This window comes from Nocardia macrotermitis (genome assembly GCF_009604405.1).
Taxonomy (GTDB): domain Bacteria; phylum Actinomycetota; class Actinomycetes; order Mycobacteriales; family Mycobacteriaceae; genus Nocardia; species Nocardia macrotermitis.
The window spans coordinates 623,180-639,113 of the sequence record NZ_WEGK01000003.1; the positions used below are offsets into that span (position 1 = coordinate 623,180).

The 15,934-nt window shown below is 65.2% G+C and carries 15 protein-coding genes and 2 pseudogenes; 9 read left to right on the top strand and 8 right to left on the bottom strand.

From position 1 onward, the window contains the following. Nucleotides 1-33: 33 nt before the first annotated feature. The 3 genes from NRB20_RS10110 (at nucleotide 34) to NRB20_RS10120 (ending at nucleotide 1,937) form a co-directional block, all read left to right on the top strand. On the top strand, nucleotides 34-867 hold the full coding sequence (locus tag NRB20_RS10110; RefSeq protein WP_319944690.1) for an enoyl-CoA hydratase/isomerase family protein: 834 nt from the start codon (nucleotides 34-36) through the stop codon (nucleotides 865-867). A gap of 3 nt (nucleotides 868-870) precedes the next feature. Further along, the gene (locus NRB20_RS10115) at nucleotides 871-1,452 is read left to right on the top strand and encodes a hypothetical protein (RefSeq protein ID WP_153409719.1); all 582 of its coding nucleotides are present in this window, start codon (nucleotides 871-873) and stop codon (nucleotides 1,450-1,452) included. Nucleotides 1,453-1,553: 101 nt separating this feature from the next. Next, entirely contained in the window at nucleotides 1,554-1,937 is a 384-nt protein-coding gene (locus NRB20_RS10120) for a hypothetical protein (protein ID WP_153409721.1), read from the top strand. Between the two features lie 177 nt (nucleotides 1,938-2,114). Here the strand turns inward: NRB20_RS10120 and NRB20_RS37985 are convergent. Continuing rightward, nucleotides 2,115-2,312 (bottom strand): annotated as a pseudogene (locus NRB20_RS37985) (aldehyde dehydrogenase family protein); the annotation flags it as partial. Nucleotides 2,313-2,414: 102 nt separating this feature from the next. Here NRB20_RS37985 and NRB20_RS10130 point away from each other — a divergent pair. Continuing rightward, nucleotides 2,415-4,016, top strand: coding sequence for an ISL3 family transposase (locus NRB20_RS10130; protein WP_153409725.1), 1,602 nt, complete (start codon nucleotides 2,415-2,417; stop codon nucleotides 4,014-4,016). 113 nt (nucleotides 4,017-4,129) lie between these two features. On the opposite strand, the gene NRB20_RS10135 is transcribed toward NRB20_RS10130, so the two are convergent. The 3 genes from NRB20_RS10135 to NRB20_RS10145 form a co-directional block, all read right to left on the bottom strand. Next, on the bottom strand, nucleotides 4,130-4,978 hold the full coding sequence (locus NRB20_RS10135) for a carboxymuconolactone decarboxylase family protein (protein WP_153409727.1): 849 nt from the start codon (nucleotides 4,976-4,978) through the stop codon (nucleotides 4,130-4,132). Further along, entirely contained in the window at nucleotides 4,975-5,796 is an 822-nt protein-coding gene (locus tag NRB20_RS10140; protein ID WP_153409729.1) for a mycofactocin-coupled SDR family oxidoreductase, read from the bottom strand. Before NRB20_RS10140 ends, NRB20_RS10135 begins: the two co-directional genes overlap by 4 nt. Before the next feature lie 71 nt (nucleotides 5,797-5,867). Further along, a complete protein-coding gene (locus NRB20_RS10145; protein WP_153409731.1) occupies nucleotides 5,868-6,698 on the bottom strand; it encodes a mycofactocin-coupled SDR family oxidoreductase in 831 nt (276 codons plus the stop codon). Nucleotides 6,699-6,933: 235 nt separating this feature from the next. On the opposite strand from NRB20_RS10145, the gene NRB20_RS10150 reads away from it, so the two are divergent. Continuing rightward, entirely contained in the window at nucleotides 6,934-7,611 is a 678-nt protein-coding gene (locus tag NRB20_RS10150; protein ID WP_153409733.1) for a TetR/AcrR family transcriptional regulator, read from the top strand. A gap of 559 nt (nucleotides 7,612-8,170) precedes the next feature. On the opposite strand, the gene NRB20_RS10155 is transcribed toward NRB20_RS10150, so the two are convergent. Beyond that, a complete protein-coding gene (locus NRB20_RS10155) occupies nucleotides 8,171-8,797 on the bottom strand; it encodes a carboxymuconolactone decarboxylase family protein (protein ID WP_153409735.1) in 627 nt (208 codons plus the stop codon). 84 nt (nucleotides 8,798-8,881) lie between these two features. Beyond that, complete coding sequence (locus NRB20_RS10160) at nucleotides 8,882-9,787, bottom strand: enoyl-CoA hydratase (RefSeq protein WP_153409737.1); 906 nt, start codon at nucleotides 9,785-9,787, stop codon at nucleotides 8,882-8,884. 328 nt (nucleotides 9,788-10,115) lie between these two features. On the opposite strand from NRB20_RS10160, the gene NRB20_RS10165 reads away from it, so the two are divergent. Continuing rightward, complete coding sequence (locus NRB20_RS10165) at nucleotides 10,116-11,462, top strand: cytochrome P450 (protein ID WP_153409739.1); 1,347 nt, start codon at nucleotides 10,116-10,118, stop codon at nucleotides 11,460-11,462. A gap of 64 nt (nucleotides 11,463-11,526) precedes the next feature. Here NRB20_RS10165 and NRB20_RS10170 read toward each other — a convergent pair. Beyond that, a pseudogene (locus NRB20_RS10170) lies at nucleotides 11,527-11,769 on the bottom strand (IS630 family transposase); the annotation flags it as partial. A 62-nt stretch (nucleotides 11,770-11,831) separates the two neighbouring features. Continuing rightward, nucleotides 11,832-12,464, bottom strand: a complete 633-nt coding sequence (locus NRB20_RS10175; protein WP_153409741.1) for a TetR/AcrR family transcriptional regulator — start codon at nucleotides 12,462-12,464, stop codon at nucleotides 11,832-11,834. Nucleotides 12,465-13,190: 726 nt separating this feature from the next. Here NRB20_RS10175 and NRB20_RS10180 point away from each other — a divergent pair. The 3 genes from NRB20_RS10180 to NRB20_RS10190 are packed head-to-tail and all read left to right on the top strand — an operon-like array spanning nucleotide 13,191 to nucleotide 15,858. Next, nucleotides 13,191-14,135 (top strand): HpcH/HpaI aldolase/citrate lyase family protein, encoded by a 945-nt coding sequence (locus tag NRB20_RS10180; RefSeq protein WP_153409743.1) that lies wholly within the window; start codon nucleotides 13,191-13,193, stop codon nucleotides 14,133-14,135. Then, complete coding sequence (locus NRB20_RS10185; protein WP_153409745.1) at nucleotides 14,132-14,890, top strand: SDR family NAD(P)-dependent oxidoreductase; 759 nt, start codon at nucleotides 14,132-14,134, stop codon at nucleotides 14,888-14,890. The genes NRB20_RS10180 and NRB20_RS10185 overlap by 4 nt, the downstream gene beginning before the upstream one ends. 5 nt (nucleotides 14,891-14,895) lie before the next feature. Further along, the gene (locus NRB20_RS10190; RefSeq protein ID WP_153409748.1) at nucleotides 14,896-15,858 is read left to right on the top strand and encodes a TIGR03621 family F420-dependent LLM class oxidoreductase; all 963 of its coding nucleotides are present in this window, start codon (nucleotides 14,896-14,898) and stop codon (nucleotides 15,856-15,858) included. The last annotated feature ends 76 nt before the right edge of the window (nucleotides 15,859-15,934 follow it).

Consider the following 15,934-nt stretch of genomic DNA (forward strand, 5'->3'; position numbering starts at 1 on the left):
GTGCCACCGATCATTACCAACCAGAACGGCCCCGTGCGGACATTGGTACTGAACCGGCCGCACCGGCGAAATGCGCTGAACCGCGACCTGATCGCAGCGCTGGACCGAGCCCTCACCGAGGCCGAGGCGGACCTGGACACTCGCTGTCTCGTCCTCGCAGGAGCGGGCAAAAGCTTCTGCGCCGGCGCGGATTTGGAGTATTTTCTGAGCTTGGACGCCGACGGCAGTAACCCGCTCGAGTTCCTGCGCACCGTATCGGCTGTGGTGAAACGCCTCGAAACGAGCGCGCTGCCGGTGGTGGCAGCGCTACACGGTCATGCTGTGGCCGGAGGCCTGGAGCTGGCGCTGGCCTGCGATGTGGTCGTTGCGGCCGAGTCGACTCTGATCGGAGACGGCCACATTCGGAACAATCTGGTACCCGGCGCCGGTTCCAGCGTGCGCTTGCCACGAAAGGTCGGCGACTCGATGGCTCGCTGGCTCGCGCTGACCGGGACGCTGCTGCCCGCGGCCGAACTCATCGGCACCGGCTGGTTGCACGCGGTGGTACCCGACGAGCAACTCACCGATGCCGCGCAGACGGCCGCGAATCAACTGGCCGGAAACAGCGGACCTGCGCAATCCGCGTTCAAGTCGTTGCTGTTCGAGCTGACCTCCTTGGACGCGAACCATGGGCTCGCCCACGAGCTGGACGCATTCCGAGACCACTGGAAATCGACCGACGTACCGGCGGCGCTGAAAGCCTTTCTCGGGCGCCGCACCGATACCTTCATCGCCGACCACGGCCGAGATGCGCGCCTCGGCCTGTCCGGACAGGCAGGGCGGCCGATGGACGACAAGAGTTCGTCTTCCCCTCCGGTTAGGGAGTAACTGATGGCCGTGTTCGATTCATTCGGCGGGACCGGTATCGATCTGCCACGGGTTCCGGCGCTCCCGTGGCCGAGCCCCGCGAAGTATCGCCTCGACGTGGTGGCCACCGACGTCCTCGATGTCATCGAGCACGCTGGTGGCTGGCTGTTCGACCGGGGCATGGCCGGGTGGGAGGTCAGGGTGCTGATCCCGCGCGGCTGCGACGCTCGGCCGTTGCGCATCCTCGGCGCCCAGGTGTTCAACCTGGGCCTGGTCTCGGATGTTTGCGTGGTGGGGCATATGCCGCAAGCACTGGCGATGGCCGCGAGCATTGACCTGCGAGAGCCCCGGACACGCCGAAGGCTGGTGAGCGCCTGGGGGCATCGGGCAACCGAGGTGGTGATGTGGGGTGCGCCATGGCCGCCCTCGGACGGTCGTGAGGTGATACCGGTGCGGTACGCGCTCAGCGCCGCCGCGCGGGTGTTCAAGGCCCACGCAATCGCCGCCGTGGCGGGCACCGTCACTGATGTTGCCGCCACCGAGGCGTTCTTCCGGTCGGGCTTCACGGGTCCGTCTCCCGGCACTGACCTGCAACCGGTTTCCTGAGCCCTTTCGTTCGTCGATCCATCCCACAGCGACGCCGGACCGACGAGCGAACGGATCTTCGGCGGCGTGTGCCGTTCACACACTAGACGGGAGGACAGGCAATGGATTCCGGCCAACCGAACCACAAGCCCAACGCGATATGCCTCGTACGTGCGGAAGTGTCCGGCCCCAACGCGCCACGACACGCGATGGAGGTCCAGCGTCATGCAGAACAACTCGGCTACCTGCCTCTCTACACAGTGCGGCCGCCGGTCGACGCCGCCGATCCGGTCGGCTACGCGCTGGCACTCGCCGCCAGCCTGAACGTCGATGCGATGGTGGTCTACGACCTGGAGACGGTCGGCAACACTCCGAGCCGGGTACGCGAGATGTTCGACCTCGAAACGGTCTGTCCCCCAGCGACATGGGCGGCGAGCCGGCCCGGCTTCGCCGACCCTGAACACTTACGTTTGCAGCAGCCGCTCACCGTCGCCACAGCGCACTAGATTATGCAGCAGCACGTGCAGTGCCGTGCCGCCGAATGCCCGCGCGTACTGCCACCTGGTCCGCGACGGCAAGATCGTCTCGCCAGTCGAGAGCCCTCGCGAACGGGCAGCTGCTCGCGGCCTGAGGTTCCGGCCGCGGCGCACCAACGACACTCCGCTTCCGGATGGGGTAACCAGGAGATCCTGCTCGCCGATCACCGGGCCGACAGCGACGGCCGGGTCGAAAGGGTCGCCGATCTTGGCTGATTCGACCGCTGCGACGAACTTCTCCAGGAAACGGTCGTAGACCGATTCGTGGACCAGTATGCGGCTCGCGCAGGCGCAACTCTGGCCCGACTGCATGAGCGGGCCCTGATGCGCCGATATGTCGGCGGAACGTGAAAAATGGATCTGGCACAGACTTCGTGATTGGCCCGTTCGGGATGCGAAGGGGCGGTTGTTAGTTCATCATGTCGCGGGTGTTCTGATCTTGATCCGATGAAGGTTCTGTTCCCGCATCTGGACGGTCTGCGGATCGAGGTGATCCGCGCGGCGGGTTCGACGGTGCGTATCGAGGCTGCCACCGGCGATGGCCCTGTCTGCTGTCCTGGTTGCGGGATGCCGTCCGACCGAGTCCACAGCCGTTACCGGCGGAGGTTGTCGGACACCTCGATCACCGGCCGCGAGGTCCTGATCGGATTACAGGTCCGCAGGTTGTTTTGCGGCAACTCAGATTGCGGCAGAACAACTTTCGCCGAACAGGTCCCGCAACTGGCCGCCAGGTACGCTCGCCGCACACTGATCCTGCAGCGGGCGTTGTGCGCGGTCGCGTTGGCACTGGGTGGCCGCGCGGGAGCGCGGCTGACCCGGCAGCTGGCCGCGACGGTGAGCCGGATGACGTTGCTGCGCCAGATCCGGGCGTTGTCCGATCCTGTGCACCCGATCCCGCGGGTGCTGGGCGTGGACGACTTTGCCCTGCGCCGCGGGCACCATTACGGAACGATCCTGATCGACATGCAGACCCGCCGTCCGATCGAGGTCCTGGACGACCGGACCGCCGACACTCTTGCGGCCTGGTTGCGGGCCCATCCGGGCGTGGAGATCGTCTGTCGTGACCGCGCCGGCGCTTACGCCGAAGGCGCTGCGGCGGGAGCACCGGACGCGGTGCAGGTCGCCGATCGCTGGCACATCTGGCACAACCTCGGCGAGGCGGTCGAACGCGCTGTGGCACGCCACCGCGCCGGCCTGCCCGCCGCGGTCACCGTCCCCGAACCGCAGGACCGACCTGACATCGCCGCAGTTGCCGCCGAAATCCTCCCGGGACCGGTCGCGCCCGGCGAACGGCAGGATCGCACCGCGGTGCGCACCCGCCAGCGCTGGACCGAGGTTCACGTATTGCTGGCCCAGGGCACGAGCATCCTTGCAATCAGCCGCGAGCTGGGCTTGTCCCGCGGCACCACACGCCGCTTTGCCCGCGCCGAGTCGGTCGACGAGCTGCTGGTCAACAATCGCCTCGGATATCGAGTCAGCGTTCTCGAGGCATACAAGCCCGATCTGCATCGGCGGTGGACCGAGGGATGCACCAACGCGACCCAGCTGTTCCAGGAGATCAAGGCCCGCGGCTACCAAGGCAGCGAGAAGCTGGTGCGCAACTACGTGCAACCCTTCCGCGCCCTCACACACGTCCCGGTCGCGCCGGCCAGGCCACCAACTGTCCGCAAAGTCGTCAGCTGGATCATGACCAACCCAGACACCCTCGCTGCCGAACACCGGACCAGCCTCGACTCGATCCTCGCAGTCAGCCCGGAACTGGCCGCGCTGACCGGACACGTCCGGGCGTTCGCCGACATCATGGGCCAGCGGCGCGGGCAGGACCTCGAACGGTGGATGGCCGCGGTCGATGCCGACGACCAGCCCGCGCTGCACTCGTTCGTGCGCGGCTTACGCCGCGACCAGGACGCGGTCACCGCCGGACTGACCATGTCCTGGAGCAGCGGAACGGTCGAAGGCCACGTCAACCGCATCAAGATGCTCAAACGCCAAATGTTCGGCCGCGCGAAAACCGACCTACTCCGCAAGCGAATCCTGTTGAGCGACTGACCAATCCGATCTCACGATTCACGAAATTTGTGCCAGATCCCCGATTGGCGTTCCGTTGACACGATATGCTAGCCGCGCGATCGAGATCGGCATCGTCGAATATGAGGGTTGTATCATCGGCCTGCTCCCGACGTTTCGTCGTTCGCGGCCGGTTCGCCGAGGAGACGGGGCTTTACCTCGGCGACAGCCTGATTCAGGTGCGAGGCCTTCGGCCATCCGGAATAGACGGCCACCTGCCCGATCAGCTCATCCATCTCAGCGAGGGACACGTCTCCGCTCTGCAGCGCCGCGTAGACGTGGGAGAGGATCGGTATCGGCGCGTCCTGGAAACCAACACACGCGACGGTGATCAATCGGCGTTCTTTCATTCCCAGGCCCGGACGTAGCCACATCTCACCGAAGACGAAGTTGAGAATTCCCGCGCCTTGATACGGATTGTCCCGGCCGGGCGCGAAGTCCAGGCAGTTGATAGTGCGGAACGATTCCTCACCGGTAGCGAGCCGATCTTGCGGATCGCTGGGAGTGGCCAGTGGCAACAACGGTTGCGGCGGTGGGACCTCGGTGCCGCGATCACGGTGGATGCGTTCCCACTGTCGATCGACGACACCGTTGAAGCGCGAGGCTTTGGGCCAGCCCGCGTAGACGGCGAAATGTAGGACCGTTTCCTGCATTTCGGTGATGGAGATATCACCGCTGTTGAGTGCGGCGTACACGTGGTCCGCCAGGTCGGGCTCGTAGTCGGCGTGGGCAAGACAGGCCAGGGTGACAAAGCGGCGGTCGCGGCGGCTCAGTGCGGGACGGGTCCAGACCTGGCCGAAGACGAAGTCGATGAGGCGGGTCGTCGTCGGAGCCGTGCCCTCGGGCGGAGCGAAGGTCATGACCTCGGCGAACTCGCGTCGTCCTCGCCCCGAATCCGCTTCGTGATCGGACTTCTCATTGCCGGTGTTCGTGTCGGTTGTCATCGCACTGTCACTCCCGCGTCGACCTTGAATTCCATCCCGGTAACGTGACGGGCTTCGTCGGAGATCAGATACAGCACCGCGTTACTGATATCGACGGCCTCGGTCATCGGCACCGGCAGCGCATTCAGAAACAGCGGCGCCAGATCCGTGCGCTCTTCGGTGAGCAAACGGTGAATCTCCTGGGGCGCCATGCCGGTCGCCACTCCCGTCGGATGAACCGTATTGACCCGGATATTCTGCGCGGCAAGCTCGTTCGCCAGTGCTCGACTCAGCCCGACGACGCCATGTTTGGACGCCGTGTAAGGAAGGTGCAGCGGCGTGCCTTTCAATCCTGCCGACGAGCTGATGGCGACCAGGCTGCCGCCGTTCTCGATCAGATGCGGAAGTGCTGCGGCGCAGGTGTTCCAGGTGCCGATGAGGTTCACATCGACGACGGTGCGCCACTGTTCGGCGGTCGTTGCATCCCAGGTACCCGCTGTCAGCACACCGGCATTGGCCACCGCGGCATCCAGCCCGCCCAACTGCTCCACCGCACCGTTTACTGCGGCCGACAATGCTGCGCCATCGCGAACGTCCACCTCTGCCGTGATCGCTCGTCGATTGAATTTCGAGACCAGCCGGGCTGTTTCGGCGAGATCCTCCGGCGTTGCCAACGGGTAGTCGATTCCGGGGAGGGACCGGCAGATGTCGACCAGGACCAGGTCCGCGCCTTCCTCGGCCAGCCGCACGGCATGACTGCGGCCCATACCGCGCGCCGCACCGGTGATCAGGACGCGTTTACCCGCAACCCGACCCGGCGTTCTCGTGTTGTCTGTCATGCGATCCTCACAGCGTATAAACAGGGCCCGGCCACGGAAATATTGTGCTGGGCAAATAGATTCGGCCCGATTCAGCGGATGGTGAAACCGGCGTCGAGGGGCCAGGCGATACCGGTGATGAACCTCGCTGCATCAGAGACGAGGAACGCGACCGCCTCGGCGACGTCGGTGGCCTCGAGCATCGGCAGCGGCAGGGCGTTTTGCATCCCGGAGATTGCGTTCGAGCCTCCTGCGGCGGCCTGTTCCATCAGTGCCCGCATGGCGTCGTTCTTGGTCATGCCGCTGGCCACACCGGTGGGGTGGATCGTGTTTACGCGAATCCATTCGGGCGCAAGATAACCCGCCAGCCCCTGTGCCAGCGCCACGACCCCGCGTTTGGCAGCGGCATACGCCTGGCCACTGGCGAACAACGACGGCGATGCCTTCAATCCCGCCGTCGAGCTGGTGATGACGATCGACCCCCCGCGTCCGCCCTCGCGCAACGCAGGTAGCGCCGCCCGCACAGTGTGATACACCCCGGTCAGATTCGTGTCGATGACATCGTTCCAGTCGGACAGGAAATCCTCCGACTCCGGACCCAGCCGGATGATACCGGCGTTCGCGATGACAATGTCGACCCTGCCGAACTCCCGGTATCCATCCTCGAAAGCTGCACGTAGCCCGGTGAAGTCGCGAACATCGGCTTTGCGGGCGACCATCCGCCGACCCTCTTTCCCAACCAGGCGCTCGGTCTCCGCGAGATCAGCCTCGGTCGCGTTCGGATAGTTCATCGAGTCGATATCGGCACAGATATCGACGCCGATGATGTCGGCGCCCTCGCGGGCCAGCCGCACCGCATGTGCACGACCCTGACCACGCCCGGCACCTGTAATGAACGCGACCCGGTCCTGCAGTCCAGGCATGGGTGTCCTCCTTTTTCGATGTGTGAGCTGCGCGACGTGAGCAGCTCCTGCCGGGATCCCGGTTCTGAGTAGCCCGCTGCTACGTATCGGCCACAGCCGCGCAGCCCAAACGTTGGCGAACCCGCCGTCGGCTGACAGTCCAATGCTGTGATTCACCCTAATTCTGAAATTTAATGTGTCGAACCGAACTCTAAGTCATGGGACTTATATTGTCCAGGGTGGTTTGATAGGTGCCATGACCGAGTCGCTGACCGCCATCGGCCGTTCGGCCAAGCAACAGTTGGTCCTCACGGCCGAGCGCCTCTACGCGCTGCACGGACTGGACGGAGTGCCGCTGCGGCGGATCAGTACTGAAGCCGGAATGGCCAACAAATCGGCGGTGCAGTACCACTTCGGGTCCAAACAGGGCCTGATCGATGCCATCCTGGCCAACCGCCTCGACGATCTGACCCGTCGTCGCGGCCTGCTGGAGGCCCGATTACCGCCCGGTGACCTGCGTCGCGTCATCGAGGCGCATCAGCTGCCGTTGCTGGAACTTGCCGAGGACCGCGACTGCTACTACCTGTCGTTTCTGGAACAGCTGGTACGTGAAGTGCATCCGCTCGACAAGCTGCCCGCGACCCATCAGGCCTCCGAGCGCTCGTACTACGCCCGCGTCGGCGCCCTGATCACCCACGTCCCTCAACCCCTGCGCGACCTACGGATCCACCAGGTCTCGGCGACGTGCCTGCACCTGTGCGCCGATCGACATCGCATGCGCATGCTCGGCTTCGCTGTCGCCCCCTACGCCCTCCACGTCAGCCAGATGCTCGACGCCCTCGTCGCACAACTATCTGCACCCCCGTCCACTGAAACTCTCACCGCTCTGCAATCCGCACCGACCGATCGCCCCACCTTGTGCGCCCTACCCTGAAGGGACGATCTCGTTAACCTGCACGCATTGCGGATGAGGTGGACGAGGCAGGCGCCCGCTGCCAACCTGGCCCGGTTCGAGCGACATTTGTGACTGCTCGCGCAAAGGGCATGAGACCTGCGTTCCGCGCAATTCAGCTCGGCTAGAGCATCGACACATGTGCTGACCTGCTCATTTCCGAAATTAGCCCGAAATGTCCGTGTCTCCAGGCGTCTGCAACGTCGCAGGTCACAGAGAACGGTATGCCGGAATAGTCACCCACAATGACCGCGAAACTTGATGGGAGGAACGAGAGTTGACCTGGGACGATTCGAAAGAGATTGTGCCGCATGGGTCGAGCCGGTACCTTCCCTCCAGAACCGGTCATGGACTGCCATCGTGTGGCTCCTCGGTCGCGTGGCAGGGCTGTACCGCTGTGACCAGCATGAATGCCGCCCCCTAGAGACACGCCGCCACGGCGTGGACCTTGCTGTCCGCTCAGGTCATTGGGCAATTCCGCGCCTCTAGCGCCTCCGAATTATGCGGAACGCGGGTGAGAGAGGCTCGGTCATCTCCTCGTTCACTGCGTGGCTTCGGTGCCGTTGTGCGGCAACAGCTTTCGGTTGGCGCGTGCCAACAGCTCCGGCAGATCGTCGTCCATCTCGAGCTCGACCGCATTGAACATCCGGGCGATTGCGTCGTAGGCGCTGACGGTGAAGACCACATCGAGCAGCTGCTTGGCGTCCAGGGCCGAGGCGAGCACGGCCCAGGTGGAATCGGTGATCGTCCCGTCCTCGATCAGTTCGTCGGTGGACCGCAGCAGGGCGGCATCGAGCGGATCCCAGAACGGGGCGTCGGGGCCGTAGGCGATACGAGAGATCTCCTCGTCGGACAGCCCCGCGTCGCGGGACAGGAAAACATGTTGTGCCCATTCGTATCCCGACTTGCGCAGCAGGGCCACCCGCATGATCAACAGCTCCCGCTGCCGCTCGGACAGGGTCGTGGCGCGCACGACGTGCCCGTTGAATGCGAAGAAGGCCCGTGCCAGCGCGGGGTGATGGGCGAAGGTGCCCAGCGTGTTCCGTCCCTTCGGCCGGCCGGTCTTGATCGCCGGCGGATGGCGGGGCTGCGGCGGATCCAACGCGGCAAGCGCGTCGCGCATTTCGGCGGGCCACTCCCGGACCGGAAGCGGGGGAATACGGGCCATTTCGGAGTGTCCTTCCGTCGTCGTTGCCGACGATCTATTCAGTACCGATGAGGGTGGTGTGAAGCGGAGGCGCGGCGGATGGTCCTAAGAGGTGCCGCGCGGCTGGTGTTTGTCGGCGCGCACGATGGGCGCGGCGCTTTTCCAGTCGGGGATGCGGCTGTCGGGCCAGGAGATCGGCATGCGGTTGTCGTTGACCTGTGCCCAGTGCGAATGGTTGAGCTCGTGGAGGGTGAAGCAGGCGTTGAGGGAATTGTAGAAGCCCATGTTGTCCTGTGTCTGGTTGACCGCTTCCTTGATCAACAGTGCGGTCATCGAGGGGACATCGGCTATACGGCGCGCGAATTCCAGCGTTCGATCGGCGAGTTCGCCGTCGGGAAAGATCTTGCTGACCATGCCGAGCGCGTAGGCGTCCTCGGCGTCGAGCGCGTCGCCGGTGAGGAGCAGTTCTTTGGCTTTCCGTGGCCCGAATTCCCAAGGGTGCGCGAAGTATTCGACGCCACACATGCCCATTCGGGTGCCGACGACATCGGCGAAGCGGGTGGTTTGCCCGGCGACGATGAGATCGCAGGCCCACAGCAGCATCAACCCGGCGGCGTAGACTTCGCCGTGTGCCTGGCCGATGGTGATCTTACGCAGGTCGCGCCACCGTCGAGTGTTGGTGAAGTAGTAGTGCCATTCCTGGCGCATGAGCATCTCCGCGCCCTCTTTCGTGCCACCGTTGGACCGCCACGATTCCAGCTGGTTCGGGCCGAGTCGCTCTTCCTGCGACAGGGCGCTTCCGAGGTCGTGGCCGGAGGTGAACAGCGGGCCGGTACCGCCGAGGATCACTACCCGAACCTCGTCATCGGCCTGGGCGCGGACGAAGGCATCGTCCAGCTCGATCAGCATGCCCCGGTTCTGGGCGTTACGAGCTTCGGGGCGGTCCAGCAGGATACGAGCGATGCGCCCGTCGTCGAGGCGTTCGTAGGTCAGGAATTCGTATTCGGTCATGATTCTCCGCAGATCGGCGGCACAGTGGTCGAAGCGGCGCACCACGGATGGGGGATGCGAGGCCGAGAACCGACTCTAACGGACGTTAAGTAGAAAATCTACGGGGATCGGCCGGACCGCGCGCCTGGGTCGTGTCGGCAGGCGACGCGAATCGAGTTGGCAAAACTCTAACGAACGTTTAGTAGGAGTGCTAGTCTGCCGGTGTGCCGGCGGAGCAGCGCCGCCCGTGGGCGGACATGGCGCCGCGAGGCGAATCGCTCTCGGGCGCAACTGCACTGGGTGCAGACTGCTGGCCGGTCATCCTCCATCGTCGAACTGGAGAGTTCTCATGACCACCGAAAGCCTCACTGCCGCCGACCATCGGCACCCTCGTTACTACTTCGATCGGCACACCCCGGAATATCGGCACCATTTCATCGAGATTGCCGTCGAGATGCAGGCCCGGTGCCCGGTCGCCTGGTCCGACACCCATGGTGGACATTGGGTGGCCGCGGGTAATCGGGAGGTCTTCGAGCTGGCCAGGTGCCCGCATGTTTCCAACGACCATGATCCCAAGGGGGAGCGTCGTGGGTACAAGGGTATCTCCATACCGGCTCCGAATCGTGGCGATGTGGTCCGTTCCGGGATCCTGGAGATGGATCCGCCGGAACAGAAGCAGCTGCGGGCGGTGCTCAATCCGCATCTGTCGCCGGCGGCGGTGCAGCGGTGGATCCCGTTCGTGGACGAGGTGGTGCGTGCGGCGCTGGATGAGAAGATCGGCAGTGGCCGTATCGATTTCGTGGACGATCTCGCCAATGTCGTGCCGGCCGTGCTCACCCTCGCCATGATGGGCATCCCGTTGCGGAGCTGGTCGGTCTACAACGAGCCCGCGCATGCGTCGGTCTACACCCACCCCGCCTCGCCGGAGATGGCGCGGGTGATCGAGATGGGTCGCGCGATGCATGCCGATTTGATGGCCAATTACCGGCGGATCAAACAGAATCCTCGGCCGGGGATGATCGACGCGGTCGCCGGTGCCGTTCTCAACGGCGCCCCGATCACCGACGACGACGCGCTGGGCATGCTGACGCTGATCATCGGTGGTGGCTTCGATACCACCACCGCGCTCACCGCGCACTCCCTGGAATGGCTGGGGGAACATCCCGCACAGCGTGATCTGCTCAGCCGGGAGCGGGAGTCGATCCTCGATTCGGCGACTGAAGAGTTCCTGCGCTACTTCACCCCCGCGGCCGGAGACGGCCGCACCTTCGCCGAGGATTGCGAGGTCGCGGGACGGCAGTTCAAAGAAGGCGAGCGCCTGTGGCTGTCGTGGGCGATGGCCAATCGCGACCCGCAGGCCTTCGAGAACCCGCACGCGATCGACATGGAGCGAAAGGGCAACCGGCACTACAGTTTCGGTCTCGGTGTGCACCGGTGCATCGGCTCCAACATGGCGCGGATGGCGTTCAAGCGCATGCTGCTGGCTGTGCTGGACCGGATGCCGGATTATGTCGTTGTTTCCGGGGCAGCGGTGCACTACGAGACCATCGGCTTCATCCAGGGCATGCGGCATCTCCCAGCGAGCTTCACGCCGGGGCCGCGACTGGGCGCCGGCCTGGACAAGACCCTGGACAAGCTGCAGCGCATCTGTGACGAACAGCGGCTGGCCGAACCGGTCACCCTCCGCAAGAGGTGAGGATCGCGTGTGACAGGCGCATCCTCGATCAGCTGAACGACCGCGCCCCGATCGACCTCGACGAGTTCAAGTAGAGCCCGACGATGTCGGTGACCTTGCCGGCCAGTTCCGGATCGGCGGAGAACTTGAACCTCTCCGACCGCCATGGTTGTACCCCGTACTCACTCCAAACCTTCGCCACGGTGCCGTGAGCGATACCGAGGTGATCGGCCAGCAGACGCGAACTCCAGTGCATGACACCGTATTTGCGTGGTGGTGGGGTCAAGGTGGTGGCCACACCGTCGACGCCATCGCCTGGGCGGCCGGCACCACCAAACGCGGAGCCGCGCCCCAACGGCCGGGACGGCGCTGAGTCGGCGAAGGGCCGCTTCAGGTTTCGCCGGCGCCCGGCTGGTCCGGGGTGATCGTGCGGGTCCAGGGTTTGCCTTCGAACAGGCGCACGAAATCCTCTGCGAATTCGGCCAATTCGCGATGCCCGAGGGTGATGCCCAGGCTCGATTCGTTGACCAGGGTGGCGCCGAGGCTGCTGATCACGACCGACATCATCGCGGGCGGCAGCTCCTCGACGTCGAAGCCGCGGCTGCGCAGGATGATGGTCAGCGCGGTGAGCTGGCTTTCTCGATAACGCTCGGAAAAGGCGGCGATCTCGGCGCGAATCTCCTTGCGGTGGTTGGCCAGTGCCATGAACTCGAACAGCAACGCGGTGCCGCGGGCGTCGGTGGCCGTCTCCCAGAGGGCGCGCACCGGATTCTCCGAGGCCAGAGCCTTGCGCTGGCGTTCCAGATTGGCCTCGGCGCCCTTGCGGAAGACGGCCAGGAACAGGTCGTCCAGGGAAGGAAAATAGTAGTACACGAGGGCGGGATTCACCCCGACCTTCGCCGCGACGCGCCGGGTGGTCGCCCCCGCGTAGCCCTCCTCGAGCATGAGTTCGGCGGTGGCCTCGATCAGTTGATCGCGGGTGTCGGTGTCGTCGCCGCGGCGACGCTTGCGCGGTGCGCTCATAGGGCTTCCTCGTAACGTTCGCCGGTCGCCGCCCTGCCCGTGCCGAGTCCGCTCACGACGCACTTCTCCGCAGTGCTCGACCGCATTGTGCGTGCTACGCGCAGGGCCGACGATTCGCTCGCAGGGTCGCTCACGTGATCGAACCTATCAACAGCTGTTCAGCGGATGTCCCGGTGGAGGCCGTGTGTGCGGGACGCGGCGCGGCCGACCGTGATCGAGGCGAGGGCACACGGCCGCCGTACACCCCCGGGAGGCCGCGGGTGCCCGCGGCGTCTCGCCGGAGCCGGACCGGCGGATGTTCGGTACGCGTGGGTGCTAATCGATCGTTTGTAACGAGGTGTCGTGAGGGCTGGCCCGCATCGGCTGAACCGGCATGACTGCAGCTAGGCGAACTTTGGTGGCGCGAAGATGGCAGAGGGACGTTGACATGGTTCGACGATAGGTGTTAAACAGTGGTCGAACAAGTCGAACCCGGACGGCCGGACGCCCAGCTCTTTCGGAGCCCGGCGGGATGGGCCTCGCGTCTACTCCAAAATTGCTGGAGTAACCGATATTTCAGTTCGTGGAGGTCGATTCGATGATTCTCTTCGAATGCACCGAAAGTTGTGTGGGGATGCAAATATTGACCGAACGGTTAGCAATCGTGATACCCGGCACTCCTTGGGCGTCGGCGCTTCGGGGGCGACTTGTCGCGGGTCTGTCGGCCACGGCCGAAGGAGTCGCGAAATGATCGGCGCGACTCCGAGAGTCGCCCGATCCCGGCGCTCGGAGCTGGCGACTCCGGCGAGCAACGAGTCCATGTGCGCCGCCGCGGCGCGGTCCGATGCGGATCTGGTGTTCCTGGATCTCGAGGATGCCTGTGCTCCGTCGGCGAAGGCGGCCGCGCGGTCGATCGCGGTGCGCGCGTTCACCGAATCGGATTGGGGCCGGACCGCACGCGCGGTCCGCATCAACGGGCTGGATACGCCGTGGTGTCACGACGACCTGGTCGAGGTCGTCACCGGTGCTCGCGATCGCCTGGATGTGGTGATCGTTCCGAAGGCGCGGTCCGCCCGTGACGTGTGGTGGGTGGATGTGCTGCTCACCCAGTTGGAGACCAAGCTGGGTCTGTCGCACCGCATCGGGCTGGAGGTGCTGATCGAGGAGGCGGAGGGGTTGCTCAATGCCGCCGAGATCGCCACCGCCAGCCCGCGCTTGGAGGCGATCATCTTCGGCGTCGGCGATCTGTCCGCCTCGCTGCACGCTCGGGTGGGCGGCAATTTCCGTCCCGAGCCGGGCGCGTATCCGGGCGATTTCTGGCATGCCGCGCGGGTGCAGGTGCTCGCGGCGGGCCGCGCGGCCGGTATCGATGTGATCGACTCGCCGTATCCCGACTACGCCGATGCCGACGGTTACCGTGCCGACGCCGGGCATGCCGCGATGCTGGGATTCGATGGCAAATGGGCGATCCACCCGAGCCAGGTGCCGATCGCCAACGAGGTGTTCACTCCGACCGCCGATGAAATCGATCACGCCCGAACGCTTGTCGACGGTTACCGCGCGGCGCAGCGCAGTGGCGTGGGAGCGATCGGGCAGTCCGGTCAGCTCGTGGACGCCGGACATCTCCGCCTCGCGGAGAACGTCCTGGCCAAGGCCGCACTCGCGGGAACAGGAAGTGGTGTTACTCGATGAGCGATTCGAAATATGTTGGACGCCTGGCCGGAAAGGTCGCGGTGGTCACCGGTGCGGGGTCGGGCATCGGCCGGGCCAGTGCGCTGCTGTTCGCCCGCGAGGGGGCGAAGGTGGTCTGTGCGGATATCAGTGGCGGGCAGGACAAGACCGCCGCCGATATCGGCGAGGCCGCGGTCGCGGTCCAGGTCGATGTCGCGAAATCGGTTGAGGTGCAACGGATGATCGCCGCCGCGGTGAACTCGTTCGGCCGCCTGGACGTCCTGTTCAGCAATGCCGGGATGAGCGGCACCCGGGGGCCGATCGCCGATCTGGACGAGGAGTCGTTCGATACCGTCGTCGCGGTCAATCTCAAGGGCGCGTTTCTCGGCATGAAGTACGCGATTCCGGAGATGCTGGCCTCGGGCGGGGGTTCGGTGATCAACACCGCATCCGCGTCGGCGCTGGTCGGATGGAAGGGCATCGCGGCCTACTCCGCCGCGAAGGGTGGGGTCGTGCAGCTCACCAAATCCGCCGCACTGGACTATGCGGAGCGGAACATCCGGGTGAACGCGATCTGTCCGGGTATGACCTGGACCGGATTGGCGAAGGCCCCCTTGGACAGTGAGCCGCCGACCGATGTCGTGCCGCCGCAGCCGATGAAGCGCTGGGGCAAGCCCATCGAATTGGCCTCGGCCGCACTGTTTCTCGCCAGCGACGAGTCCTCCTTCATCACCGGAACGGCCATACCGGTCGACGGTGGATACGTGGCCAGGTGAGCGCCATGACCAGACCCTTCCGCTTCGCGGTGCAGGCCACCCGGGCGACCATGGCCGCCGAATGGCGCGAGACCGCAGAACGCATCGAGGATTCGGGCTACTCCACCCTGTTCCTGGCCGATCACTATCTGGGCAAGGGACCCGCGTCGAAGGCGGCCAGATGGCCTCCGCAACATCTGGCTCCGATCGCGGCGATGGCCGTCGCGGCGGCGGTGACAAGCACATTGCGGGTCGGCTGCCGGGTCTTCTGCGCCGACTATCACATCCCGGGTGTGCTGGTGAAGGAGGCGACCACCCTGGACCTGCTGTCCGACGGCCGCCTGGAATTCGGCATCGGCGGCGGCTGGAGCGAATCCGAGTACCGGGCCATGGGTGTGCCGTTCAACCCTGCGCCGCAACGTATTTCGAAGCTCGAAGAGGTCGTCGCACTGTTCAAGGCGCACTGTGCGGGCGAACAGCTGGACCTGGACGGCGAGTACGTCACCGCGCGCGACTACGCGGGACTGCCACTGCCGGTACAGAAGCCGCATCCGCCGATCATGATCGGTGGCGGCCGCAGACGTGTGCTGTCCCTGGCCGGACGCGAGGCGGATATCGTCAGCATCAACAACGTCCCGTTCGACCCGGTCGACGCCGCGGGTCGCACCCCGCGGCAGGAAGCCGTGCGGCGGTTGGGATTCGTGCGCGCCGGTGCCGGAGATCGCTTCGCGCACTTGGATATCGAGAGTTCGCCGTTCTTCACTGCGGTCACCGACGACCCGGCCGCGGCACTGGAGCGGATCGCCTCCATCCTGCGCGTCCCGGTCGGTGGACTCGGCGACCACCCCAACGTCCTGGTCGGCACGGTCGACCAGATCGCCGACCGGTTGCGCGAACGGCGAGAGCTGTTCGGGGCCAACTACATCAGCGTGCAGCAGGGCGAATTCGAGGCGTTCGCGCCCGTCGTCGCCGCCCTGGCGGGCACCTAGCGAGAGAAGGATCGACATGGTCAAACGTTCGCGCTACAGCGAATACAAGGATCGCTACCGGAACTACCGTTTCGAA

Coding starts and splice junctions, on each gene's coding strand:
- NRB20_RS10115 (WP_153409719.1), top strand. CDS start 871: ATGGCCGTGTTCGATTCATTCGGCGGGACCGGTATCGATCTGCCACGG.
- NRB20_RS10120 (WP_153409721.1), top strand. CDS start 1,554: ATGGATTCCGGCCAACCGAACCACAAGCCCAACGCGATATGCCTCGTA.
- NRB20_RS10130 (WP_153409725.1), top strand. CDS start 2,415: ATGAAGGTTCTGTTCCCGCATCTGGACGGTCTGCGGATCGAGGTGATC.
- NRB20_RS10135 (WP_153409727.1), bottom strand. CDS start 4,978: ATGACAACCGACACGAACACCGGCAATGAGAAGTCCGATCACGAAGCG.
- NRB20_RS10140 (WP_153409729.1), bottom strand. CDS start 5,796: ATGACAGACAACACGAGAACGCCGGGTCGGGTTGCGGGTAAACGCGTC.
- NRB20_RS10145 (WP_153409731.1), bottom strand. CDS start 6,698: ATGCCTGGACTGCAGGACCGGGTCGCGTTCATTACAGGTGCCGGGCGT.
- NRB20_RS10150 (WP_153409733.1), top strand. CDS start 6,934: ATGACCGAGTCGCTGACCGCCATCGGCCGTTCGGCCAAGCAACAGTTG.
- NRB20_RS10155 (WP_153409735.1), bottom strand. CDS start 8,797: ATGGCCCGTATTCCCCCGCTTCCGGTCCGGGAGTGGCCCGCCGAAATG.
- NRB20_RS10160 (WP_153409737.1), bottom strand. CDS start 9,787: ATGACCGAATACGAATTCCTGACCTACGAACGCCTCGACGACGGGCGC.
- NRB20_RS10165 (WP_153409739.1), top strand. CDS start 10,116: ATGACCACCGAAAGCCTCACTGCCGCCGACCATCGGCACCCTCGTTAC.
- NRB20_RS10175 (WP_153409741.1), bottom strand. CDS start 12,464: ATGAGCGCACCGCGCAAGCGTCGCCGCGGCGACGACACCGACACCCGC.
- NRB20_RS10180 (WP_153409743.1), top strand. CDS start 13,191: ATGATCGGCGCGACTCCGAGAGTCGCCCGATCCCGGCGCTCGGAGCTG.
- NRB20_RS10185 (WP_153409745.1), top strand. CDS start 14,132: ATGAGCGATTCGAAATATGTTGGACGCCTGGCCGGAAAGGTCGCGGTG.
- NRB20_RS10190 (WP_153409748.1), top strand. CDS start 14,896: ATGACCAGACCCTTCCGCTTCGCGGTGCAGGCCACCCGGGCGACCATG.